This is a genomic window from Bradyrhizobium sp. ISRA464, from assembly GCF_029910095.1.
In the GTDB taxonomy this organism is placed as follows: Bacteria; Pseudomonadota; Alphaproteobacteria; order Rhizobiales; family Xanthobacteraceae; genus Bradyrhizobium.
The window spans coordinates 4,393,911-4,417,734 of the sequence record NZ_CP094526.1 but is presented as its reverse complement, the minus strand read 5'-3'; the positions used below and the strand labels follow the sequence as shown (position 1 = coordinate 4,417,734).

Here is a 23,824-nt window from a genome sequence, read left to right as displayed (position 1 = left end):
AATAATAACAAGGGAGGCGAACATGTCCGATCTTTCCGCGGTCAAGGCGCTGGTGTTCGACGTGTTCGGGACGGTGGTCGACTGGCGCACCAGCCTGATCAACGACTTTACCAAATGGTCGGAGACGCGGGGTATCAAGGCCGACTGGACCGCGCTGGTCGATGGCTGGCGCGTGGTCTATGCCGCCTCGATGGACGAGGTGCGCAAGAATCCGCAGAACGGCTACGTCATCCTCGACGTGCTGCACCGCCGCTCTTTGGAGAAGCTGGTCGCGCAGTTCGATATCAAGGGGCTGACGGACGCCGATCTGCACCATCTGACGATGGGCTGGCATCGCCTGCACCCGTGGGCCGACAGCGTCGCCGGGCTGACGCGGCTGAAAACGAAATACATCATCTCGCCGCTCTCGAACGGCAACGTCGCGCTGCTGACCAACATGGCGAAGTTCGCAGGGCTCCCGTGGGACCTGATCATGTCGGCCGAGCTGTTCGAGCATTACAAACCCGATCCGGAGACCTATCTCGGTGCGGCGAAGCTGCTCTGCCTGCCGCCGGAGCAGGTGATGATGGTCGCTGCGCACAATTATGATCTGAAGCACGCGCAGAAGCTCGGCCTGAAGACGGCGTTTGTGGCGCGTCCGGCCGAATACGGTCCGCTGCAGAAATACGATTTCGAGGCCACCGGCGACTGGGACATCGTTGCCAAGGATTTCGGTGGGATAGCCGACCGGATGGGTTGCTAGCACTGGCTTGCGAATCATTGTCGCGTTACGATTCCTGCTTGGAGCATCGGTTCTGATTGCATCAGAACCGATGCTCCAGATCTTGTCTTGACGCGTTTTCTTCACGCGAACCGGTCTCCACTTCGCTTGAAAACGCTCTGGCTCGGAAGGGATCATGACGCTCCACGCATCCGCACTGCCCGTCGAGGCGCCGCCGGCGTTCCTCGGCGTGACGCGGTCCTTGACTGGAAAATTCTGGCGCGACCGGCTGGATGCACGCGGAGCGGCGCGGGCGCTCGCGATCGTCCAGCGCCACAATCTGCCGGAAATGCTGGCGCGCGTGCTGGCGGGGCGCGATGTCGGGATCGATGCGGTCCCCGACTTCCTCGATCCGACCATTCGCAAGCTGATGCCCGATCCTCATACCGTGACCGACATGGAGACGGCGGCCAAGCGCATTGCGGACGCGGCACAGCACGGCGAGAAGGTCGCGATCTTCGGCGACTATGACGTCGACGGCGCGACCTCGGCGGCGCTGCTCGCCTGGCATCTGCGCCATTGCGGACTGGACCCGCTGATCCACATTCCCGACCGCCTGTTCGAAGGCTATGGGCCAAACTCCGAGGCCGTCCGCGCGCTGGCGGCGAAGGGCGCGACACTGCTCGTCACGGTCGACTGCGGCACCACCAGCATCGAGCCGCTGGCCGAAGCGAAGAAGCTCGGAATGTCGGTCGTCGTGATCGACCACCACCAGACCGGCGATCAGTTGCCCGAGGTCGATGCGCTGGTGAATCCGAACCGGCCCGACGATCTCTCGGGCCTCGGTCATCTCGCGGCTGTCGGTCTCGTGCTGGTGACGCTGGTGGCGGTGAACCGCGAACTGCGGCAGCGCGGGTTCTGGACCAGCGAGATGCCGGAGCCCGATCTGCTCGGCATGCTGCACCATGTTGCGCTCGGCACAGTCGCCGACGTCGCGCCGCTGATCGGGCTCAACCGCGCCTTTGTGGCCAAGGGCCTGATCGCGATGCGCCGCCGTGATCACCTCGGCCACACCGCGCTGATGGATGTGTCGCGGCTGAACGGCCCGCCGGAAGCCTGGCATCTCGGCTTCATGCTGGGACCGCGCATCAATGCCGGCGGCCGCATCGGGCGCGCCGATCTCGGCGTGCGCCTGCTGCTGGAAGGCGACGTGTCGGAGGCGGCGCGGATTGCCGCCGAGCTCGATCGTCTCAACACCGAGCGCCGCGTGATCGAGCAGGCGGCCGAGGCGCAGGCCGAAGCCGAGGCGCTGGCGTCGCTCGGGCTCGAGGACAAGGGCGCGGTGATCGTCACCGCGGCGGAAGGCTGGCACCCCGGCGTGGTCGGACTGGTGGCCGCGCGGCTGAAGGAGAAATTCGCGCGCCCCGCCTTTGCGATCGCGCTCGAACCGGGCGGCATCGGCACGGGATCGGGCCGCTCGATCGGCGGCGTCGATCTCGGCAAGGCGGTGCGGCAGGCGGTGCACGACGGTCTCCTCATGAAGGGCGGCGGTCACGCGATGGCCGCCGGCGTGACGCTGCGCAAGGAGAAGCTCGCCGAATTCCGCGCCTACCTCGAGAACGCGCTCGCTGCCGACGTCGCCAACTCGCGCCACGAGAACGAGCTCTTCATCGACGGCGCGGTGACCGCGCGCGCCGTGACGCCCGAGTTCGCCGCAACACTGAACCGCGCGGGTCCGTTCGGCAGCGCCAATCCGGAGCCGGTGATCGCGCTGCCGTCGCATCAGCTCGTCTATGCCGACGAGGTCGGTCAGGCGCATCTGAGGCTGCGCTTCAAGTCGGGCGACGGCTCCATCGTGAATGGTATCGCATTCCGCTCCGTCGGACAGACGCTCGGCAGCGCCTTGACGCAAAATCGCGGCCAGCAACTGCACGTGGCGGGCTCCCTTGCAGTCGACCGTTGGCAGGGTACCGAACGTGTGCAATTCCGTGTGCTCGACGTCGCGGTGCCGGATCAGGGCCCGGCGGTGATCAGATAAGAAACGTTGGGAGTGGACATGTCAGGACAGGTTGAAGGCAAGGTCGCGCTGGTGACCGGCGGCGCGTCGGGCATCGGCGCGGCGATCGTGGAGTTGCTGGCGCAGGAGGGCGCGACCGTCGTCGCGACCGACATCGACGAGTTGAACGGGCCTGAGCTTGCCGCGCGCCTCAGGAACGCCGGTCGCGACGTGAGCTTCCTGGCGCAGGACGTCACCAGCGAGGAGCGCTGGATCGAAGTCGTCGCCGAGATCGGCAAGCGGCATGGCCGGCTCGACGTGATGGTGTCCAACGCGGGAATCGGCATCGGCGTGCCTTCGATCGTCGAGATGTCGCTGCAGGATTGGCGCCGGCAGACTGCGATCAATCTCGACGGCGTCTTCCTGTCGGTGAAGCATTCCTTGCCGCTGATGCGCAAGCATGGCGGCGGCTCGATCATCATGATGTCGTCGCTCGCCGGCCTCCGCGGTTCGGCAAACCTCGCCGGCTACTGCGCGACCAAGGGCGGCGTGCGGCTGTTTGCCAAGGCGATCGCGATGGAGTGCGCGCAAGTTGGCGACGGCATCCGCGTCAACTCCGTGCATCCGGGTATCATCGACACGCCGATCTGGGGCAAGATCCCGACCGGTGCGGCTGGCGCCGGCCAGAATGCGCCGATCGATCCCGAGGAGCGCGCCAGATTTGCGGCGCCGCTTGGCCGTGCCGGGCAGGCGATCGAGATCGCGCAGGGCGTGCTCTATCTGGCCTCGGACGCGTCGCGCTATGTGACCGGCACCGAGCTCGTCATCGACGGCGGGATGAACGCCGGCGGAGTCGTGCGGCAGCAGTGAGTCTCCGGCGTTGCGAGCGAAGCGATTGCTTGCATTAGTTCCGTCATCCTGAGCGCGGAACGCGCGTCTCGAAGGATGCGCGGCCCGGCCGGTGGCCGTCGTGCTTCGAGACGGCCGCTGAGCGGCCTCCTCCAGCGACAACGGCAATGCCGTTGCGCGGGCATGACGGTGATGGAGTTCTCTCCGCGTCATTGCGGGCGAAGCGACTTGTCCGCCGAAGCCTCGGCGGAGGCGGAAGCAATCCATCTCTCCGCCGTCATACCCCGCGCATGCGGGGTATCCAGTACGCTGCGGCCTCTCGGATCAATCACTGCTGCCTCTGGAATACTGGATCGCCCGCTTTCGCGGGCGATGACAGTCGTGGAGATATGGCTTCGCGTTCTCGCGGCGCAAATCGTCCGAGCTTTGCATTTCGTTCCGCCCTCTCCTTGAGCAGAGGGCGCAGGGAAAGCCGGGTGCCGATCGCACCCATGGGTCCCGAGCAAATGGAAAGCTCGGGAGGTAGGACCACAGGTGAAACCGGAAACACTCCGGCTTTCCCTGCGCGATGGCTTTACGGCTTATACGTGCTCTCCCCGGCGAGACTGGGCTTTGTTGTCACCGTCTTTGCAAAAGCGCTTCGCGCTTTGCAAGGAGACACCTGCCACTAGGGCGTCAGGCCTGCACGACTTCACCGTCCGCCGCATGCGCACTCGTCAGTTGCACGTGAGGCGTCCACCGCATCTCGACCCAACACTCGTGACGATCGCGAAGCGCCCCTCAAGCGGGTGAGACGGGCCATTCATACACTGAGTTGCATTTCTGGAAAACAGAAATATTTCTCGCCCAAGGGCTTGACGGGTTTTGTTGAGTTGCCCGTCGAGACCGTTTGTCGCAGCGGTGCTAGCCACCCTGGCGTAGCCGCGCCAGCACCTTCAGCCCGCCATAGCCGTCGGCGGGCTGAAGGCCGGTCCTGATCTGATAGTCCTTGATAGCCTTCATGGTGTCATTGCCGACGCGGCCGTCGGTGCCGCCCGTGTCGAAGCCGGCCTTGGTCAGGCGCGTCTGCATCTCCTGCACTTCCGCCAGCGTCAGCGCGCGCTCCGAGCCGGGGAACGGCTGGATGAAGGGCGGTCCGCCGAGGCAGCGATCGCCGAGATGGCAGATCGCCAGCGCGTAGTTCATCGAGGGGTTGTAGCTCTTGACCGAATAGAAGTTCGGTCCGAGCAGGAACGCCGGTCCGCCCTGGACCGGAATCCAGAGTTGTGCCGATGCATTCGGCTGCGGGAACGGATGTCCGTCGGCGCGCGTCACGCCGGCGTTCGCCCAGGCCGCATAGCTGCGGCTGCCGCCGGCACCGCCGCCGGGCGCACGGACCTCGTAGCCCCAATGCTCGCCGCGGCGCCACTTGCCGCGATTGACGAGGTATTTCGCGGTCGATCCCAGCGCGTCGTCGGGCCGGCCGAACGGCGAGACCTTGCCGTCGCCGTCATAGTCGAAGCCGACATTGAGCCAGACTTCCGGCATCCACTGCGAATGGCCCATCGCGCCGGCCCAGGAGCCGCGCATCTCTTCCGGCGTGCTCCAGCCACGCTGGACGATCTTCATCGCGTTGATCAGCTCGGTCTCCCAATAAGCCTTGCGGCGCGGCTCGTTCCAGGCGAGCGCGGCAAGGGAGGGAAAGACCGGCGTCATGTGGTTCTGCTGCACCAGCGGATCGCCATAGGCGGACTCGACACCCCATAGCGCCAGCAATGTGCCGCGCTCGACGCCGAAGTCGCGTTCGATCCGGGCGAACAGCGCCTCATGTTTCCGGAGCGCCTCGCGGCCATGGATGATGCGCCAATCGGAGACGCGGCGGTTGATGTACTGCCAGATCTGCTCGTGGAATTCAGGCTGATTGCGCATCTGCCTGAACACGCTCATGTCGGGCTCGACCCGCGCCATGCAGCGGTTCCAGGTCGCGTCCGAGATGCCCTTCGCCAGCGCGCGGCCGCGAAAATTGTCGCGCCACTGGTCAAAGCCCGGAGGAGCGGCCGCAAACGCGCGCAGCGGATTGACGAACACCGCGCCCGCGGCAAGACCCGCCTTCAGGACGGCACGGCGGGCAGGGGAGTTCGGAGAATCAAGCTGTTTCATACGGCCAGTGTAGCGGCGGGGCGCGAATGGACCAAAAGCCACGCCGCCGCAGTGGCTAGCTATCCTGCAAATCTGTGGCGATTTTTGACAGCCAGCGCCGGACCACCTGTTCCGCCTGGGCGGAAAGGCCTGCGGACAGCCGCCGCTCCAATGCCTGGGCGTGGCGGCGGCATTGCGCGAGCAGGATGGTTCCACGGCGGGTCAGCGTCCATTGCAGCACCCGGCCGTGAACGGGGTGCGGCGTCTTGCGGATTGCGCCGTCGCGCTCGAGGTTGCGGATGATCACGTTGACGGTCTGAGGCGTCAGGATCGCGACCCGCGCGAGGTCCGCGCCGGAGAGGCCCGGATAGGCTTTCAGCATGGTGAGGACGACGAATTGCGGCGTGGTGACGCCGAGGCGGGCGAGCGCGCGCTCCATCGACAGCCGCGACGCCGCCTGGGCCTGGCGAAGCAGATAGCCGAGATAGCCCTGCTCGCCGCGTTTGCCCTGGCCGGGTGGTGGGGGGACGGCGAGGGCCGGCGCTGCCGCAGGCGCTTTTCGGTCTCCCGCATGCCTTCTTCCGGTCCGGCCTCTCGCGGGCCGCTTTCCGGCGGCGGCGGATTTTCCGCGTTTTCGCATCTCGGCCATGCCAACCGATCGTGCCTTCGTCGACGTCGATGTCTTGCTCATATTATCAGTGCTCTTATAAGATATCATGACTCTGATAACACGAGGCAAAGCTGATGTCACATGGTCGTAAGGAATACACTGATTTCGAGAAGCTCGCGCCCGATGTGTTCGCCGTCGTGCGTTCACTCGGGCAGTTTGCGGCAAAGGCCGGACTCGACAAGCAGCTGCTCGAGCTCGTCAAGCTTCGCGCCTCGCAGATCAACGGCTGCGCCTTTTGCGTACAGTATCACATCCTGCAGGGCGAGAACCTCGGCATTCCCGCCGACAAGCTGAACCTTGTCGTGGTGTGGCGCGAGGCGCCGCAATTCTCGGCGCGCGAGCGCGCCGCGCTGGCCTGGACCGAAGCGTTGACGACGCTGCCGAACGGCGTGAGCGACGAGGTTTATGCGCAGGCGACCGCGGAGTTCCCTGAGCCGGAGCTGACTTATCTCACCTCGGCGATCGCATCGATCAACGTCTGGAACCGGTTCGGCGCGGCCTATCGCTGGACGCCGCCGGCGCGGAAGCAGACGGCGAACGATGCTGCATCGTAACGCCCTTTCGTTGGAGCAGATTGGACGACAACAGAACAGGGAGAAGAACCGATGACGTCGATGGTAGCGACACTGTCTCTTCCATTCGTCCGACCGCCGCGGCCGGTTTCGCTCGCAATCGTCGCGGGACTGGCCTGCGCCATGGCGATCGGCAAGGCCGTGCCGATTTCGATGGACGCGATCTCCTCGGCGGTGACGCCGCTGTGCGCAGCCGCGAACGCAGCGTCTCCGCTCGACAAGGTCGAGGTCATCAGCTCGCATGCATTGCCGGATGTCCCGGGCAAGCGCGTCACGGTGGTGCGCGTGTTCTACGGTCCCGGCGGATTTACGCCTCCGCATCGCCACGCCGGCTCGGTGACGGCCTACATCACCAAGGGCGAAATCCGCTCTCAACTCGGCGGCGGGCCGGTTGAGACGTTCAAGGTCGGCCAGTCCTTCTTCGAGCCGCCGGGCTCCACCCACGTCGTCTCGGCCAATGCGAGCACGACGGAGCCGGCGGAATTGATCGCGGTGTTCGTGGCCGACGAGGGCGCACAACTGACCACGATGCTCGAATAACCATGGACGCGGCAGGCCGCGTCTCGACGGCTGAGCGTCGCCGGAAGCATCGATAGGAACTGGATGGCGCTGCCAGCCAATGCCGCTCCATGCCTATTGGCGGCAAGCGCGATGGAGGTCGCTGGTCCATCTCGGAGCCGAGATCGATCGCAATTGGATCATCCCTCATCCAGTCGACCGGTATTTGTGGTTCGTCCAACGATGTGGCGCTGGTCGGGCTTCCTATGCCGGGGCGCCCGATCAAGCGACGGCTACTGAAGAGGAATAGACCGATGATCGATCTGAAGGGACTTTCCGCCTTTCCAATCACGCCATCAGCTCGAGACGGGCGGGTCGACGTCGGTGCTCTCGGAGCCTTGGTAGAACCCCTGATTGCCGCGAAGGTGGATTCGGTTGGGCTGCTCGGGAGCACGGGCTCATATCCGTATCTTGGGCGCGACGAGCGGCGACGTGCCGTCCAGGCGGCGGTCCGCCTGGCAGAAGGGCGGACGCCGATATTGGTCGGGATCGGCGCGCTCCGGACCGACGAGACTGTGAGATTGGCCCAGGATGCACGCGATGCCGGCGCGGGGGCAGGGCTTTTGGCGCCCGTTTCCTATACGCCACTGACGGATGACGAAGTTTTCGAGCATTTCCAAACGGTAGTGCGTGAGAGCCGGTTGCCGATTTGCATCTACGACAATCCCGGCACGACGCATTTCCGCTTCACGCCGGCCCTGATCGGTCGTTTGAGCCGCGTCGATGGAATCGTCGCGGTGAAGAGTCCTGCGCCGGACCCTGCTGCCGTATCGGGCCATGTCGCGGAATTGCGAGCCGTCGTCCCGAGTGGCTTCTCCTTGGGTTACAGCGCCGACTGGAATTGCACTGAGGCGCTGCTGGCCGGCGGCGAGACCTGGTACAGCGTTCTCGCAGGAATTTTCCCGAAGATCTGCCTCGACATCGTCCGCGCTGCGACGAGCGGCAACGCCGCAGAGGCGCGACGGCTCAACCAGCGCCTGCAACCGATCTGGGACCTGTTCAAGACGTTCTCGAGCCTGCGTGTGGTTTACGCAATCGCCAATCTCAGAGGAATCTGTGCAGCGGAGCCTCCGCGCCCGATCATGCCGCTGCCTGCGGAAGGGCAGAAGAGAGTCGAGGAGACAATGGCCGGAATGCAGATCGATTTTGGTTGAATCGGCTTCGTCGCTTTCGGGGGCGAGCGGACATCAACCAGCCGACAGCCCCACTGAATCCGTCGAAAATGACCCGATGTATGGTCCGGCCGCGCGTTGCAAGAGGTTTCGGCAACCTGTCAGATGCGGTCTTGCATCAATGTATCCGGCCTCTGATTGGAGCGTGCTGTGCTCCGGGCCATCATGGATATCAGCACGCATTCGAGCTGATTAGCGGACAGGCCTCGAACGGGCCATTCGGGTCACCAGTGTTCGCATGCGCCGGGAAGACCGATCTTCCATCGTCGTCGCATCCTCTCGCAGACCTCGGCGGGTAAGGGATGTTGGTTACATCATCTCGATAGCTCCTCACTTCGCGCTGTTCCTTTGTTCGTGCCTGGCGGTCGTTCCTTCGTCCCGGCCTGCGCGCGCAGACGCGCCGCGCGCAAGGGGCCGTCAAGGCCGGCCGTCGTGCTGTCCTGACGTCTTGCTCTACGCTGCCAGGCTGCGCCTTGACGGCCCCGAGCACGGCGCGAGGATCGGCCAGGTCAGGACGCCGTCTCCTCAGCCTTGACGCACTCGAAGGCACGTCCTTTGTTGAGAACCGCCCAGGCGATCCGGGCGAGCTTGTTGGCGAGCGCAATCGCCAGCACGTTGTGATGCAATCGCTTCTTGGCAGCTTCGATCCAAGATTTGAGGCCGTAGCGCTCCCAGCACTTCACCCTGACCAGCACCACCCATGCGGCTTGGACGAACAGCGCGCGTAGGTAGCGATTGCCGCGCCTTGATATCTTGCCGAGGATCGTGCGGTCGCCGGTCGATATCTGCTTCGGCACCAGTCCAAGCCAGGCGCCGAAGTCGCGGCCTTTCGAGAACACGTCTCCACTGCCAATCGCGGCGACCATTGCACTCGAGATAAGCGGTCCAATGCCGGGCACTGTCATCAGTCGCTCGCAAGCCTTATCTTGACGAGCCAGCGTTTCGATCTCGCTAGACAGCCCCTCGATACGCGCATCCAGCCGGCGCCAGTCGCCCGCCAGATCCTCGATGATGCGTAACATGCGAGGCGAGAGCACATCGGTGCGCGTCGCGAGGATACCCGGCAACTCGGATCGCAGGGAATGCAGGCCTTGGCGTACGGCGATGCCCCGCTCCAGCAGAAACGCACGGATCTGATTGATGACGCCGGTACGCTGACTGACCAATCGATCGCGGACGCGGTGCAGCGCCTGAAGGTCGAGCTGATCGGCTGTCTTGGTTGCGACGAATTTCATGGTCGGGCGTTGGACAGCCTCGGCGATGGCTTCCGCATCTCGGAAGTCATTCTTCTGTCCTTTCGAATACGGGCGCACGTCTTTCGCCGGCATCAAGCGAGCGTCGTGGCCGAGCATTTGGAGCTTGCGACTGAGGTGATGCGCGCCGACGCAAGCCTCCATCCCGATCAAGCAGGGCGGGAAGTTGGCGAGCCGTCTTTCCACCTGGCTGCGTGACCACTTCTGCCGCAGCACGATGGCACCGCGGTGATCATGACCTACGAGGTGGAACGAGTTCTTGCCGATATCGATGCCGATCACGGCGACCGCTGTGTTGAGGTTCCGAGACATGGCGTGCTCCTTGACCTGAGCGCCCCTTGCCAGCTTCTCGCACTGGCGGGGCCGGAGCACGGCCGGACCATTCCATTCTGATGTCCCCAGTCAAGCACACAGCGCACGGTTTTCTCATCTCCACGAGGACTCATCGTGAAGTTCTTGCGCCGATGGATCGTGCAGAGGAGAAGGCGGGACCCAAAGACGTCGGTGAACAGGCTCTGATGCGCGGGTTGGATACCGCATTTCCGTTTTTTCGTCTGGGGCTGTCCTGGTCTAGCGTCGGGCGTCGATCGGATGATCGGCCACATAATGGGTTTCAGGATTTCCCCTGCCGTGGTCCCACCTTCACCTCTGCACGATTGATGTCTGCGACTACCCCTGATCCTGATTGCAACAAAAGGGGGCTGTGGGCCGGTCGAGCGCACCTCACGACTCGAGCGGTCCACAGCCCCCAACGACGTTACGCCTGTCGAGGTGGCATGAGCTCGCGATTGATTGCCCAAATGAAGGCGGATAGCTCTCGGGCAATCGCCGTGACGATTACGGTTCGCCGCTTGCCCTTCCGCTCGAGTGAGCGGAAGCGTCCGCACAATCTGGTTTGCGCTTTCCACGCAATCTCTCGCGCGCGTCTCGGTGCGGCCTCCACCTTTGGCTGCTTGTCTCGGCTCACGCGCGGCGGATATCGATAGCTCCAGGCCGCCTCCACAAGAATACGTCGCGCCCGCCCATTACCGGCTTTGGTGATGCCGCCTCGCTTGACCTTGTCACCAGTCGAGTTTTCCGTGGGCACCAGACCCAGATAGCCCATCAGCTCGCGCGGATTTTGAAAGCGGGAGAGATCACCGATCTCGGCCAGCACCCCCACAGCCGCAATGAGATCAATCCCCCGCATCGCCTGCAGGGCCGCGACAACCTCGGCAAGCGACCACTCGGCCACCACCTCGCGGATGGCATCCTCCAAACGCTCCATCCGCTCACTTTCCTGGCGTATCCCCTCAAGTAACTCTTCGAATGCGATGCGCTGCTCGCGATGCTCGAGCTTCTGCGACATCAGCCATCTCATGTGGGCTGGTCCCCACGTTGTCTTGCCCGGATAGATGCGTCCCAGCCGCAGCATCAATGACGAGATCTGTTGACGCTTGCCCTGGAGGTCCTTCTTTACTGCCTGACGGGCGCGCGAGAGATCGCGCATAGCCTCATGGCGCTCGTCCGGCACCCACACCGCGGTGAGCTCGCCCGCGCGCAACAGCTTGGCGAGGCTTACCGCATCGCGCCGGTTCGTCTTCACTCGATCGCCGGCCTTCTTCGGAACGAGCGAGGGAGCCACCACCAGGCAGTCATGGCCGAGGCTCTTGAGCAGTCTGTAGAGGCCATATCCTGTCGGCCCTGCTTCGTAGCAAAATGTCAGATGACAGCATTTCGCTGCAAGCTTTGCCACCAGCTTTCGGATCGTTGCCTCCGTGGCAGAAAACTCCCCGAGATATCGTACCTCGCCGCCACGGCCGCCTTCGGCAATGGCTATTGCATTGCGCGATTTTGACGTATCGATTCCGACAAAGACCTCGGTATGATGACCCACGACTCGCCCTCCTTGTTTGAGGCTCTGCCCGGTCCATCCAGGCAACCCTCGTCGCAACATCGAAGGTGAGTCGCCTCATTTTGTGGAGGGGACATACAGTCTAGCAGTCATCGGTATGTCGACGTTGCTGCGATGCGCAACCATCACTTCTCTGGCGCCGCGGAACGCGCGGCGGTGAGCATCAGCGTGGAATTCGCATAAGCGCCGGAGGCGCGTATCTCCGCTCGGTAGCGCGATTGCATCTCGGCTCAGTATTCCGATGATGCGTTGCTCGCATCAGGCGAAGCCAGAAGTGCCATCGCATGGATCAAATTTGAGTGACGGCGGGAACCCGCCCGCGAGAACGTCATCTCATTTTAGCGAGTCTCTTTATTTGGCAAGTGTCTTCGGCCTTCCATCGGCCGCGCCTTGTGCGCCGCGGGATCGCGCACGCGCCATATAGCACAGACAGCGGGAGCAAACGCATGCGTAGAATTCTTGGAGTTGTTGCAGTCTGCGGCATCCTGGTCCTGTCCGCACTACCGGCAGGTGCTCAGAAGGTCGAAAAAGCGCCGCCCGGTGGTCCCTACAAGAAAGTGAGCGAGCTCGTGAAGCTACCTGATTTCCTGCCGGGCATAGGCACGCTTTATGTCGACCCTAAGACTCTTCCCGAGGGGCCGTTCCTCGCCTATGACCACCAGGAAAAGCTTGTGAGCACGATCTTTATGATCCCGCTCAAAGACCTCGATGCGCAAAAAAAGTGGGATGATCTGGCGGCGCCAGGCGGGAAAGTCGATCACGTCAGCATCTACTACAATGCAGGCCACCCCGGCGTCCCTGAACCGCACTATCACATCGTGCTTTGGCACGTTCCGAAGGCGCAGGAGCAACTCGTCGCGAAGTAAAAGAAACCCGGAAAGTGTTCACCTGCCGGTGCCCATGAGGATCATCATAATGGAAAGCAGCGTCTCGCGTCGCGGGATGCTGCAACTAACTCTCGTCGCCGCTGCCTCGGTTGCAGAAGCTGTGGCCTCGCCTGCTCGCGCTCAGCCAGAACTGAGCGAAGCGCAAAAGATTTCGCATGCCGACGCCAAATATCAGACTACGCCAAACGACCAGCAGCGCTGCGAGATTTGTCTGCAATTTGAGCCGCCCAACCATTGCAAGATCGTGCAGAGCCCGATCACCCCTCATGGCTGGTGCCAGTATTTTGCGGCGCGAGAGAATGCCCATTAGTTTTTAATTGCGCCACTGCCACCATGCTGGCTACTCAAGTGCGTTCGGCCGCCGCGCCGCCCGCCTGATAGTCGAGATCGCTATTCTTGCCCAGCCTCTTCGCTAGTACGCCCTATGCGCTGCCATCGCGAACATGGATTTCATCGGCCCAATAGGCGTCAGCTTCGCCGCAACAGCTCGCGGCCGCACGCAATCGGATGACAGTTCAGAGCCCTCCTGCTTGCTAGATGTTGGCGTCCCAATGGGGCGGTCTCCCGAAACTGCGGGCGAGATGGTTGACGAACGCGCGGACCTTCATGGACATCAGGCGATTGCCGGGATAGACGGCGTAGATGGCGCTGGCTGGCAGCTCCCATCTGGGAAGTACGCGTCTGAGCGCGCCCGTGCGCAGCGGTTCGGCCGCAGCCCATGTTGGTAGCACCGAGATGCCGACGCCATCGAGAGCCGCCGCCCGCAGCATCTCGGCGCTGTTGCTTCGGAAACTCCCGCTCACCGCCATGCGCACCTTCCCGCGTGGGCCTATAAGCGACCATTCGCCGCCCCACGGGAGCAGGGCCGTGCAGATGCAGTTGTGCTGTGTCAAGTCCTCTGGCTTGCGAGGCATTCCGCGCGCATCGAGATAAGCCGGCGCAGCACAAAGAATAATGCGCGACGGCGCAAGCTTGCGCACCACGAGCCGAGAATCCTCGAGTACACCGATGCGAATGGCGAGATCGAGACCCTCGTCGACGAGGTTTACATGGGCCGGACTTAGCGTGATGTGGACGGCAAGCTCCGAATAGCGTCTCAAGAAGCCCGAAAGCGCCGGAGCGACATGCATCCATCCAAAGCTGTCCGGCGCCGAAATGCGCAGCGTACCGCGCGGTTGGTGTTGGAGCGCAGCAGCTGCCTGCTCAGCCGCTTCAGCCTCGGCGAGAATTCGGATGCAATGGCGATAATAGGCCGCGCCCGCCTCGGTTAGGGATACTCGACGGGTCGTCCGATTCAGAAGGCGAACGCCCAGGCGATTCTCGAGCCGTTGCACATGGGCACTGACCGCGGACTTGGAAATCTTCAAGCGAGCCGCCGCCGCCGAAAAGCTTCCGCTATCGACCACACGAACAAAGGCAGCGATTCCGTCGAGAGGATCCATCGCCGATTGTCCTGAAATCAGAACGGCAAGTCCAGAGAATACCGGCTAATCAGACTTCCCAAACGGAGCTAGTTATCTGGCGATCGCAATGATTGGGGCAGAGAACAGGAGATTGGAAATGACCAACAGTCTCGCTGCGGCTACGGCCCTTTCGCGTGAGCCTGAAGCCGGTTCGACACTGAACGTGTTGGGCGTCACCCACATTTACAAGGTAACGGGTGCTGAAACAGGCGGGTCCCTGTCGTTTTGGGAGGCCGTCATCCCGCCGGGAGCGGGGGCGCCACTACATACGCATAGCCGCGAGGACGAGGCCTTCTATGTCCTAAGTGGCGAGATCCTGATCGAGCGAGAAGGCGAGGCCGCGCCGCTTACCGTCGGTCCGGGTGATTTTTTCTTCGGTGCCCGCGGGCGCTACCATGCTTTCCGCAATGTCGGGGACGAGACCGCTCGCGTCCTCATGCTCAGTACGCCCAGCTGCGGCCTTGATCAAATGTTCGCGGACCTCGAAACCGCTACCCGTGGCGGCATGCCGGACCCCCCAAGGCTGGTGGCGATTGCTTCCAAGTACGGTGTAACTATCAAACCGCCGTCGGCGTGAAACTCTGAAGCCGCGGCGTCGGGGACGCTGCGGCTTCCTTGCACAAATCAGCAGCTCTCTGCCGAGCGGGTCGCGATTTCGGCAATTGGCCCTTCGCGACATATTGCGTCGCCGCGCGAGCTTGGTCGCTAACGGCGCAGAGCGGACGTGGCTTTCGTCGCGCCGGGGTTATGGTGACACGGCCTAGCTAATTGCTGCCGCCCTCCTGGATGTCGATGTGACGTGTGACGTCCTCGGGCAGGGCATGGGCGACGGCGGCTGCAAGCCCCGGCTCGGGGCCGATTTCGCGCCCGCGGCCGCGGATCAATCTCTCATAGGCCGACACGAGCGTGGTGTAGGGATTGACCCAGATCCAGCCGTCGCGCGTGAACACCTGCACATCGAAATGCAGATGCCGCGTCGTGCCGTTCGGATGATCGAGATAGTTCGAGACCACGCCGATCTTCTCGCCTTCGGTGACGCGGCGGCCGTTGAGCAGACCGTCGGCATCCATCACGGACGGGTTCATGTGCATGTAGCGCAAGCGGATATGTTCGGTGCGGGTATTGACCTGCAGCGTGACCGCCTGCTGCTGCGGTGAGCGGATCACGATGCTGTCGCGCACCGCAACAACCGCCTGCCGCTTGGGGTTGCATCCGTCCGCGCTCCCGGGCGGACATGCGCCGGGGCGAATGTCCTGGCCCTGATGGCCATAGCCGCCGGCGCATTGTCCGACCTCAAAGCTGCGCACCTCGCAGAAATTGTCCTGCCAGGGATATTCATCGACACGCCCGTGCTTGGGAAAGGACTGCGAATGGGCGAAGGCCGGCGCCTTCTCGAGCGGAAAGCGGATCTGAGAATAGACGGTGAAGTCGGCGCGGCCACCCCGATGGTGCCCGCCGCTGTTGACGATGATGTCGCCGCTCGGGCGATAGGTGAAGTCGGGCGATGGCACCGCCGGTCGTTCGGCGGGGGCGCTGGCGATATCGCTGCGCGGCTGCGACGGCTAGCCGCCGGCGATGCGCAAGGCCTTCAGGAAGCGTTCGGCGACGGGATAGGCTTCGCGGCAGGCCAGCCGCTTCGGACGCGGCGCGCTGTCGAGGCACTGGATCGACACGACGTAAGGAATTCCGAACCGGGTGAAGGCGTAACGGACATAGCCTTCCCGGATGAAGCGGCGCATGTCCGGGAACTGCGTGGCGAGCGCCTTGACCGGCTCGCCTTTGCCGATCAGCCGATCAGCTAGGTCGTAGACCAGGATTGAGCCCGAGATCTGGACCTCGACCGGCTTTGCGAAGGTCCGCTGCGGCATGCCGTCGGTCGCGCCGGGGTCGAGCGAGAACACGGCATCGTAGCCGGATGGGCCGGCATGGAAGAGATCGGCAGCACGGAAGTCGGCCTGATAGCGAGACACGGGGAGGCTGTCCGGCGCACCGCCTTGCCGCGCCTCGAGATAGCTTGCCGTATCGAACGGCAGCAGCACCGGGATGGGGCTGCGCGCGATGCCGGGGAAAATCGGCGATGTCACCGCGTTCAACTGCACCAATGCGGGCGTCGAGCGCGGGTCGTAGGCCGGGACCCGGCGCTGGCTCGCGAAGCTGAAGCTGGAGGCAATGGCCGGCCGGGCGTTGATTTCCTGCCGCAACTGGTCGAGCGCGGAACGCCATTCGACCCGCATGGCCGAGATTGACGGCGTCCTGAACTCGTCGGCTGACGCGCCGGTCAGGGGGAAGAGCAAAGCTGCCAGCCAGCAACCGGCGAAGCTGACGACCTTCCTGCCCAACGCGACCCCCCGGCTCATGTGCGACTGCCGGAGAGATTAATGCATATTGGGTTCCGATTGAATCGGAACCCAAGTTTTAGATTCTTGTTTTGAAGCGTTTTCTTAACGCGAACCTGCCCGCTCGCTTCGGAAAGCTCACAGCTAGCCGCTAATCCTTGGCGCGTTCGACGTAGGAACCGTCCTCGGTCATGACCACGATGCGGGTGCCGGTGGTGACGTGCGGGGGCACGCCGGTGCGCACGCCGTTGGAAAGCACCGCGGGCTTGTAGGACGAGGAGGCGGTCTGGCCCTTGGTCACCGGCTCGGTCTCGACGACTTCCAGCGTCACGCGCTGCGGCAGCTGGATCGCGACCGGATTGCCCTCATGCAGCGAGAGCTTCACGGTCATGTTCTCCTGCAGATACGGCGCAGAAGAGCCGACGATCTCCTTGGAGACCTGGACCTGGTCGTAATTCTCGGCGTTCATGAAGTGGAAGCCGTCGCCGTCTTCATAGAGGTAGTTGAAGTTGTGGTCCTCGACGGTGGCCTTCTCGACCTGGTCGGTGGTCTTGTAGCGCTCCGAGACCTTAACTCCGTCGCCGATGCGGCGCATTTCGATCTGGCTGACCGGGGTGCCCTTGCCGGGATGAATGTTCTCGGCTGATAGCACCACATAGAGCTTGCCGTCCTGTTCGATGACGTTGCCCTTGCGGATGGAACTGGCGATGACTTTCAAAGGTGTTTTCCTGAATTTGGGAGGCGGGGGCGCAAACCGGATCGGCAACCCCTCTGCCTTGGCGGCGATTTCGGGCTGCAACATACTGATTTGTCCCTGAGATGCCAGCCTTTTGCGGCTGATTTCGGCAGATTGCAGGTCTCCGATCTGGCCAATCGGGGCCGTCTTCCCATGTCATCTGAGATTTTGCGAGCCTTGGCGCGGGCTTCGACAGGGGTCAGCCACGTGGACAAGGCTGGTGTCTTTCGACAAGAAGGGACAAACGTCGCCGCACTCGCGTGAGACAAAGATCATGTCGGTTGGCAATCGTTTCAATATCAAGGGCTTATATTTGTCTCTTAAACAAATGATGGCGGTTGCTGATGGCGATTCGTCACATCGGGCGAGATCGAAATGACCGGACCAGACAACCCTTCGCCGTGGTGGACGCGGTCGCGCTACGCTGACCGCAAGCCGTTCCTGCTCGCGCGGAGCGCGGTGACGAAGGCGCTCAGGGCCTGGTTCGAGGAGCAGGGATTTACCGAGGTCGAGACCGGGATCCTGCAGATTTCTCCGGGCAACGAGACCCATATCCACGCGCCCCGCACCCGGCTGGCGCGGGCCGACGGCTCCCATGCGACACGCTATCTCCGCACCTCGCCGGAATTCGCCTGCAAGAAGCTGCTCGCGGCGGGCGAGCCGAAAATCTACGAGTTCGCGCGGGTGTTCCGCGATCGCGAGCGTGGTGATCTGCACTTGCCTGAATTCACGATGCTGGAATGGTACCGCGCCAATGCAGGCTATGATGCCATCATGGCCGATACGATCGTGGTGATCGCGCACGCCGCGCAGGCGACCGGGATCGGCCGGTTCTCGTTCCGTGGCAAGACCGCCGACCCCTTCGTCGAGCCGGAACTGCTGACCGTCGCGGCGGCCTTCGATCGCTTTGCCGGCATCGATCTGCTGGCGACAATTACAGGCGGCGAGGGCGATCGGGCAGCGCTGGCGGCGGCCGCGCGGGAACGGGTGCGGATTGCGGATGACGACACCTGGTCCGATATCTTCAGCAAGGTGCTGGTCGAGCATGTCGAGCCCAATCTGGGGCAGGGCCGCCTGACGGTGCTGTTCGAATATCCGTCGCCGGAAGCGGCGCTGGCACGCACCAAGGCCGGCGATTCGCGTGTCGCTGAGCGCTTCGAGATCTATGCCTGCGGCGTCGAGCTCGCCAACGGCTTCGGCGAGCTGACCGATGCCGTTGAGCAGCGCGATCGCTTCACCGCGGCAATGGACGAGAAGGCCAGGCGTTACGGTGAGCGCTATCCGCTTGACGAGGACTTCATTGCCGCGGTCGGCCAGATGCCCGAGGCGAGCGGCGTTGCGCTCGGCTTCGATCGGCTGGTGATGCTGGCGAGCGGCGCGCCGAGAATTGACCAGGTGGTCTGGACACCGCCTGCGGGAGAAACATGAACAGAATCGATCCCAAACTTGCTGCAACGCTGCGACAACCGCGCGAGCTGGTCGACGCCGGGCTCGCCCCGGTGGAGGCGTTGGCGGAGCTGGAAAAGGTCGCTGCGCGCTATGCCGTCGCGGTGACGCCGGAGCTTGCCGCGCTGATCGACCCGGCCGATCCCGACGATCCGATCGCGCGGCAATTCGTTCCGAGTGCCGAGGAGCTCGTGGAGCAGCCTGGCGAGAACGCCGATCCGATCGGCGACGACGCGCATTCGCCGGTCGCCGGGATCGTCCACCGCTATCCCGACCGGGTGCTGCTCAAGCTGGTCCACGTCTGCGCGGTCTATTGCCGGTTCTGTTTCCGTCGTGAAATGGTCGGGCCGGGCAAGTCCACCGCGTTGTCCGATGACGCCTATCGTGCGGCATTGGACTATATCCGCGCGCATCCGGAGATCTGGGAGGTCATCCTGACCGGCGGCGATCCGCTGATGCTGTCGTCGCGCCGGCTGACGGAGATCATGGCCGATCTCGCCCGGATCGATCACGTCAAGATCATCCGCATCCATACCCGCGTACCCGTTGCCGATCCCGGACGCGTCAACCCAGAGATGATCGCGGCGCTGCGGCTGGATGGCGCGACGACCTGGGTCGCGCTCCACGCCAATCATCCGCGCGAACTCACGGAGAACGCGCGTGCAGCCTGTGCGCGCCTCGCTGACGCCGGCATCCCCCTGGTCAGCCAGTCCGTGTTGCTGCGCGGGGTCAATGACGACGCCGCGACGCTCGAAGCGCTGATGCGCGCCTTCGTCGAGTGCCGGATCAAGCCCTATTACCTGCATCACGGCGATCTCGCGCCGGGCACCGGCCATCTGCGCACCACGATCGAGGCCGGGCAAAGCCTGATGCGCTCCTTGCGGGGGCGGGTCTCAGGCCTGTGCCAGCCCGACTACGTGCTCGACATTCCCGGCGGCCATGGCAAGGCGCCGATCGGGCCGGATTATTTGTCGCAGTCAGATTCCCGGGAACGTGAAGGTTCCACGGAACGGCAGTATCGTGTCGTCGATTATTGTGGTGACGTTCACCTGTACCCGCCGGAATCGTGAGCCAGCGCAGGGGAAGGACGGCAGGAGCCGCCCGAGGACGAGGGCCGCCGCGGGATCGAAAATGCTGTGATGCTCGGCTTGTTTGTGGTGCTGGTCGCCGCGGGAATCTGGCTACATGGCACCATGGCCGATATACGGAAGGTGCAGGATTGCGCAGCACAGGGGCGACGCAACTGCGCTATCATCGATGTCCCGGACCGGGCGCGAGAAATAAGGGCTAGAGGCGGAGACGCAAAATGCGAAAAACAGTTTTGTCGATGGCGTTGCTGGTTGCGATTGGAGCGCCCCAGGCCTTGGCGCAGCAGGGCGGGGTCACCACCATGCAGAAGGACAGGCCGCTGCCCCAGGCGCCGGTCGGGCACCGACAGCCGCGAGCCAGCGACGTTCCCAGCGAGAAGAATCTGAGCGATCCGAACAGCCAGACGAACAAGGAAGACGCGGCGCTCGACAAGAAAATCAAGAGCATCTGCCGCGGCTGCTAGGCCGCGCCGGAGGAGGGCGGAGCGCGATGGCGCGCGCTCCGCCGATTGCGCTCAATCCTCCGTACTTCGTCAGGCGGAGGCTTCCTTCAAGCCGTCACGCTGAGCGTTTCGCTTGGCGTCGACGGCCTCGGCCAGCCGGTTGAGGACATCAGCCGTCGTCTCCCAATCGATGCAGCCGTCGGTGATGCTCTGGCCGTAGGTCAGCGCTGTGCCCGGAACGACATCCTGACGGCCGGCAACCAGGTTGCTTTCGATCATCGCGCCGACGATGCGCTGTTCGCCGTCCGCAATTTGACGGGCGATGTCGGCGGCGACCGAGGGCTGGTTCTCCGGCTTCTTGCTGCTGTTGGCGTGGCTGGTGTCGATCATCAGCCGCGGTGCTACGCCGGCGCGGCCGAGCTCGACCGCGGCGGCATCGACGCTCGCGGCATCGTAGTTCGGCGCCCGGCCGCCGCGCAGGATGACGTGGCAGTCCTCGTTGCCGCGCGTTGCGGCGATCGCAGAACGGCCACCCTTGGTGACCGCCATGAAATGATGCGGGTGCGAGGCCGACTTCACGGCGTCCGCCGCAATCCGCACATTGCCGTCCGTGCCGTTCTTGAAGCCGACCGGGCAGGACAATCCGGACGCCAGCTCGCGATGGATCTGGCTCTCGGTGGTGCGCGCGCCGATCGCGGCCCACGAGACCAGGTCGGCGATGTATTGCGGTGTCGTCATGTCGAGGAATTCGGTGCCGGCCGGCAGGCCGAGATTGTTCACCGCCGACAGCACGCTGCGGGCAAGGCGCAGGCCCTTGTTGATGTCGAAGCTGCCGTCGAGGTGGGGATCGTTGATCAGCCCCTTCCAGCCGACCGTCGTGCGCGGCTTCTCGAAATAGACGCGCATCACGATCTCGAGGCGGTCGGCAAGCTGCTCGCGCAAGCCGGCGAGACGTTCGGCGTAATCGACGGCCGCCGCGGGATCGTGGATCGAGCAGGGGCCGACGACGACCAGCAGACGGTCGTCGGTCCCGTGCAGGATGGCGTGGATGGCGTTGCGGGCGCTCATCACGACCCGGGTTGCCGTCAGGGTGCGCGGAATTTCCCGCATCACCTCTTCGGGCGTACTCAGCTCTTTCAGCTCCTTGATGCGAAGATCGTCTGTCGTACTCAACACGGCTGGCTCCTTAGGATTGGGACCTGCCGGCACACAAAAAAGCCGCCAGGTCTGGCGGCTTGTTTCGGACGTTTGCTGCAATTCTTCAGATTGAGCGCGATCCTCCTGCCGCCAGCAAGCTGTCGTAGCTAAAGTACCAAAAATAGCTGGTGGCAACGGTGATCATGGGCGGCTCTATAGCCTATCGATTTTGGCTTGTCACCCCTTAATGCGACCGGTTTGCGGTCATGAGGAGCTGCGGGCCGCGAGCGCCATACCGATCAGGGTGGCCCCGCCGAACATCAGGTTGAGGCCGACCAGGAGACCAAGTGCCCACTGCGCCGAGCCCGGCAGGCCCGCGATGATGAAGAATGCGATCACGATGTCCATCAGGCCGGCGACCGCTAGCCACGACCAGCGCCCGGACAATTCGCGGCGGTGTTCCAGCGCGTACATGATGGTGGCGACGCCCTCGGCGACGAAATAGGCACCGACGACAATGGTCAGCGTCAGCACACCCTGAAGCGGACGCGCCAGCAGAACCAGGCCGGCGAGAACGGCGAGGGCGGCCGAGATCAGCGACCACCAGAAGCCCGGCATGTTGCGCGCCCAGTACGTCGCGATAAGTCCGCCGATGCCGCTGATCAGAAACATCCAGCCAAGAAAGATCGTGACGGCGAGGCTCGCCAGCGGCGGCACGATCAGAGCGGCGATGCCAAGGATCACCAGCAGGATGCCTTCGAACAGGAATGCCTTCCAGTGCCGCTTGACCGCAGCGCTCATCTCCGATCGCAGCTTGTCGAGATCATTGGGAAGGGTCATTCGCAGATCTCCCGGTGCGCGTGGATGTGATCCTAACTCGGACCGGATGCCGACGAAAAGCCCTCCGTCGCCGTCCGCATCCGGCTGCGGCCGAGGAAGTAGACCGCGCCGGTCGCGACCAGGAGCGCAAGGCCGATCAGGATCGACGTGAAGCCGATCGGGACCAGGATGAACGACGCGTTGCGCTCGGGATTGACATACCAGTGGTGGAGCGAGGTGAGCAGGAAGGCGACGCCGGCAAAGCCAGCACCGCCACCGATCAGCAGGAGCGCCCACATCCGCCGCAGCTGGCTAAGCCGCTCACGCGCAACCTCGGTGCGCGGTGCGTGATGCTTGCCGACGCGCCGTACCAGCCGAACCGCAAATCCGATCGAGGAGAAGCCGATCAGCACGCTCGCCGAGCCCAGCAGCAGGCGCACGGTCGGCGTGAGGTCGGGAATGCGTTGCAGCGACAGCAGCGGAAAATCGAACGCCGCATGCAATGCGATCGGCGCGACCAGCACGAGCGCCCAGCTCGTAATGCGCGCCCAGTCGCGGTTGCCACGATGCGCACCGAGCGCGCCGCCTGAACGCGCGATCGCCAGATAGGCCCCGGCGACGATGCCGAGCGAGCCGTGAAACGGCACGGTGAGGACACTGCGCAGGGCCGCCAGTGCGCGCCACATGTCCTTGTGCTGGACCAGATAGGCGAGGTTTTCGTAGGCGGCGAAGCCCAATCCGGCAGCGGCGCCGTAAACCACCGTGTCCATCGGATCGGCAAAGGCGCGGCGCCGCGAGGAGATGCCGACGATGACCAGAACCTTGACGATTTCCTCGGGCGCGGCGACGCCGAACAGCGAGCGGATCGCCTGCGTTATCCAGGGATCGCCGGGGATCGCGAGCAGCGCATTGAACGGCACCCGCGCCAGCCCAAGCAGCGAAATGCTGGCTGCGCCGAGCACGAAAGCAAGCCACACCTGCGCGGGCGGTCCGGGTCGCTCGTCGGCCGCGATGACAAGCCACAGCACCAGTAACGCAGGTGCGATGGCGGCGGCGCCGATCACAGTCGGAAGCGACTCAAGCAATAACATGAGCCCGATGGCCCCTTTGATGGCACCAAAGCGATGCGTGCGGAAGAAATGGCAGCAAGTTCACCGGATTGCAAATCGGCGGCGGCTATCAGGTCAGCCGGCCCGGCTCAGGCTCGATCCAGCGCCGTGACCGGTTTGCCACGGTGTCAATCGCCGGCTCCACCTTCCGCCCCGGTTCCACGAGCTTTATTCAGCGTGACGCCGTTTTCCAGTCTCGCCTTTCGTTACAGCTGCCGTATCAGGATGTGCCTAGCTTGAATTTTGCGCCGCAGACGAAAATGTTCCGTCACTTGATGACCGTGCGCGTTCGTGGCGCTCGGGGCCCCCGGCCAGCGCCGACAGCATCGCCACCATCCAGCTCTGGAACGGGACGCTTGGGTCCAGCCTTTTTGCGCTGAGCTTCATGAGCCGCATCGCGAGGCCAATCGCTGCGAGGCGGGTCTGCGCGCCGACAAAGTGGTTGCAATCGACAATAGCAGTCAGCCCAACTTGCTCGGAAAGGGGGCGACGCCGCGACGACATCACCGCTTCGCAGACTGTGGCGAGCCTCAACCCGCCACGGGCCCAAGTTTCGGCGCCGCGCTCCTTTCGTTGCG

21 protein-coding genes and 1 pseudogene are annotated in these 23,824 nt (G+C 63.8%); 12 read left to right on the top strand and 10 right to left on the bottom strand.

Going from position 1 to position 23,824, the window contains the following annotated elements:
* Window positions 1-22 precede the first annotated feature (22 nt).
* The 3 genes from MTX19_RS20820 to MTX19_RS20810 all read left to right on the top strand — a co-directional run bounded on the left by MTX19_RS20820 (window position 23) and on the right by MTX19_RS20810 (window position 3,566).
* Complete coding sequence (locus MTX19_RS20820) at window positions 23-742, top strand: haloacid dehalogenase type II (protein WP_280979085.1); 720 nt, start codon at window positions 23-25, stop codon at window positions 740-742.
* Window positions 743-896: 154 nt separating this feature from the next.
* Window positions 897-2,738, top strand: a complete 1,842-nt coding sequence (gene recJ / locus MTX19_RS20815; RefSeq protein ID WP_280979084.1) for a single-stranded-DNA-specific exonuclease RecJ — start codon at window positions 897-899, stop codon at window positions 2,736-2,738.
* 18 nt (window positions 2,739-2,756) lie between these two features.
* Window positions 2,757-3,566: a glucose 1-dehydrogenase gene (locus MTX19_RS20810; RefSeq protein WP_280979083.1), complete on the top strand. Its 810-nt coding sequence runs from the start codon at window positions 2,757-2,759 to the stop codon at window positions 3,564-3,566.
* An 882-nt stretch (window positions 3,567-4,448) separates the two neighbouring features.
* Here the strand turns inward: MTX19_RS20810 and MTX19_RS20805 are convergent.
* Both MTX19_RS20805 and MTX19_RS20800 read right to left on the bottom strand, forming a co-directional pair.
* Window positions 4,449-5,684 (bottom strand): lytic murein transglycosylase, encoded by a 1,236-nt coding sequence (locus MTX19_RS20805; protein WP_280979082.1) that lies wholly within the window; start codon window positions 5,682-5,684, stop codon window positions 4,449-4,451.
* A 55-nt stretch (window positions 5,685-5,739) separates the two neighbouring features.
* Window positions 5,740-6,312: a MarR family transcriptional regulator gene (locus tag MTX19_RS20800; protein ID WP_280985443.1), complete on the bottom strand. Its 573-nt coding sequence runs from the start codon at window positions 6,310-6,312 to the stop codon at window positions 5,740-5,742.
* Window positions 6,313-6,407: 95 nt separating this feature from the next.
* Here MTX19_RS20800 and MTX19_RS20795 point away from each other — a divergent pair, with 95 nt between their 5' ends.
* The 3 genes from MTX19_RS20795 to MTX19_RS20785 all read left to right on the top strand — a co-directional run bounded on the left by MTX19_RS20795 (window position 6,408) and on the right by MTX19_RS20785 (window position 8,617).
* Window positions 6,408-6,887: a carboxymuconolactone decarboxylase family protein gene (locus MTX19_RS20795; protein ID WP_280979080.1), complete on the top strand. Its 480-nt coding sequence runs from the start codon at window positions 6,408-6,410 to the stop codon at window positions 6,885-6,887.
* 51 nt (window positions 6,888-6,938) lie between these two features.
* On the top strand, window positions 6,939-7,445 hold the full coding sequence (locus tag MTX19_RS20790) for a cupin domain-containing protein (RefSeq protein WP_280979079.1): 507 nt from the start codon (window positions 6,939-6,941) through the stop codon (window positions 7,443-7,445).
* 272 nt (window positions 7,446-7,717) lie between these two features.
* A complete protein-coding gene (locus tag MTX19_RS20785; protein ID WP_280985442.1) occupies window positions 7,718-8,617 on the top strand; it encodes a dihydrodipicolinate synthase family protein in 900 nt (299 codons plus the stop codon).
* Between the two features lie 527 nt (window positions 8,618-9,144).
* Here the strand turns inward: MTX19_RS20785 and MTX19_RS20780 are convergent.
* Together MTX19_RS20780 and MTX19_RS20775 are read right to left on the bottom strand one after the other, a co-directional pair.
* Window positions 9,145-10,200, bottom strand: coding sequence for an IS110 family transposase (locus tag MTX19_RS20780; RefSeq protein WP_280979078.1), 1,056 nt, complete (start codon window positions 10,198-10,200; stop codon window positions 9,145-9,147).
* A 445-nt stretch (window positions 10,201-10,645) separates the two neighbouring features.
* On the bottom strand, window positions 10,646-11,764 hold the full coding sequence (locus MTX19_RS20775) for an IS110 family transposase (protein ID WP_280979077.1): 1,119 nt from the start codon (window positions 11,762-11,764) through the stop codon (window positions 10,646-10,648).
* A 464-nt stretch (window positions 11,765-12,228) separates the two neighbouring features.
* Between MTX19_RS20775 and MTX19_RS20770 the strand changes: the two genes are divergently transcribed.
* A complete protein-coding gene (locus tag MTX19_RS20770; protein ID WP_280985441.1) occupies window positions 12,229-12,648 on the top strand; it encodes a DUF5602 domain-containing protein in 420 nt (139 codons plus the stop codon).
* Window positions 12,649-12,697: 49 nt separating this feature from the next.
* The gene (locus MTX19_RS20765; protein WP_280979076.1) at window positions 12,698-12,979 is read left to right on the top strand and encodes a high potential iron sulfur protein; all 282 of its coding nucleotides are present in this window, start codon (window positions 12,698-12,700) and stop codon (window positions 12,977-12,979) included.
* 223 nt (window positions 12,980-13,202) lie between these two features.
* Here MTX19_RS20765 and MTX19_RS20760 read toward each other — a convergent pair whose 3' ends face one another.
* The gene (locus MTX19_RS20760; RefSeq protein WP_280979075.1) at window positions 13,203-14,111 is read right to left on the bottom strand and encodes a LysR family transcriptional regulator; all 909 of its coding nucleotides are present in this window, start codon (window positions 14,109-14,111) and stop codon (window positions 13,203-13,205) included.
* A gap of 118 nt (window positions 14,112-14,229) precedes the next feature.
* Here MTX19_RS20760 and MTX19_RS20755 point away from each other — a divergent pair, with 118 nt between their 5' ends.
* Complete coding sequence (locus MTX19_RS20755) at window positions 14,230-14,709, top strand: cupin domain-containing protein (RefSeq protein ID WP_280979074.1); 480 nt, start codon at window positions 14,230-14,232, stop codon at window positions 14,707-14,709.
* Window positions 14,710-14,896: 187 nt separating this feature from the next.
* Here the strand turns inward: MTX19_RS20755 and MTX19_RS20750 are convergent.
* Window positions 14,897-16,489: pseudogene (locus MTX19_RS20750) on the bottom strand (M23 family peptidase).
* Window positions 16,490-16,619: 130 nt separating this feature from the next.
* Window positions 16,620-17,186, bottom strand: coding sequence for an elongation factor P (gene efp / locus MTX19_RS20745; protein ID WP_280978119.1), 567 nt, complete (start codon window positions 17,184-17,186; stop codon window positions 16,620-16,622).
* 393 nt (window positions 17,187-17,579) lie between these two features.
* Between efp and epmA the strand changes: the two genes are divergently transcribed.
* From epmA to MTX19_RS20730, 3 genes are all read left to right on the top strand, one after another.
* The gene (gene epmA / locus MTX19_RS20740) at window positions 17,580-18,632 is read left to right on the top strand and encodes an EF-P lysine aminoacylase EpmA (RefSeq protein ID WP_280979073.1); all 1,053 of its coding nucleotides are present in this window, start codon (window positions 17,580-17,582) and stop codon (window positions 18,630-18,632) included.
* Window positions 18,629-19,720: a lysine-2,3-aminomutase-like protein gene (locus tag MTX19_RS20735; RefSeq protein WP_280979072.1), complete on the top strand. Its 1,092-nt coding sequence runs from the start codon at window positions 18,629-18,631 to the stop codon at window positions 19,718-19,720. Before epmA ends, MTX19_RS20735 begins: the two co-directional genes overlap by 4 nt.
* 236 nt (window positions 19,721-19,956) lie before the next feature.
* Complete coding sequence (locus MTX19_RS20730) at window positions 19,957-20,202, top strand: hypothetical protein (RefSeq protein ID WP_280979071.1); 246 nt, start codon at window positions 19,957-19,959, stop codon at window positions 20,200-20,202.
* 69 nt (window positions 20,203-20,271) lie between these two features.
* Here MTX19_RS20730 and MTX19_RS20725 read toward each other — a convergent pair whose 3' ends face one another.
* The 3 genes from MTX19_RS20725 to MTX19_RS20715 form a co-directional block, all read right to left on the bottom strand.
* On the bottom strand, window positions 20,272-21,357 hold the full coding sequence (locus MTX19_RS20725; protein ID WP_280979070.1) for a 3-deoxy-7-phosphoheptulonate synthase: 1,086 nt from the start codon (window positions 21,355-21,357) through the stop codon (window positions 20,272-20,274).
* 225 nt (window positions 21,358-21,582) lie between these two features.
* On the bottom strand, window positions 21,583-22,158 hold the full coding sequence (locus MTX19_RS20720; RefSeq protein WP_280979069.1) for an HdeD family acid-resistance protein: 576 nt from the start codon (window positions 22,156-22,158) through the stop codon (window positions 21,583-21,585).
* Between the two features lie 32 nt (window positions 22,159-22,190).
* Window positions 22,191-23,228 carry a PrsW family glutamic-type intramembrane protease gene (locus MTX19_RS20715; protein ID WP_280979068.1) on the bottom strand — a complete coding sequence of 346 codons (1,038 nt, stop codon included), beginning with the start codon at window positions 23,226-23,228 and terminating at the stop codon, window positions 22,191-22,193.
* Between the last annotated feature and the right edge of the window lie 596 nt (window positions 23,229-23,824).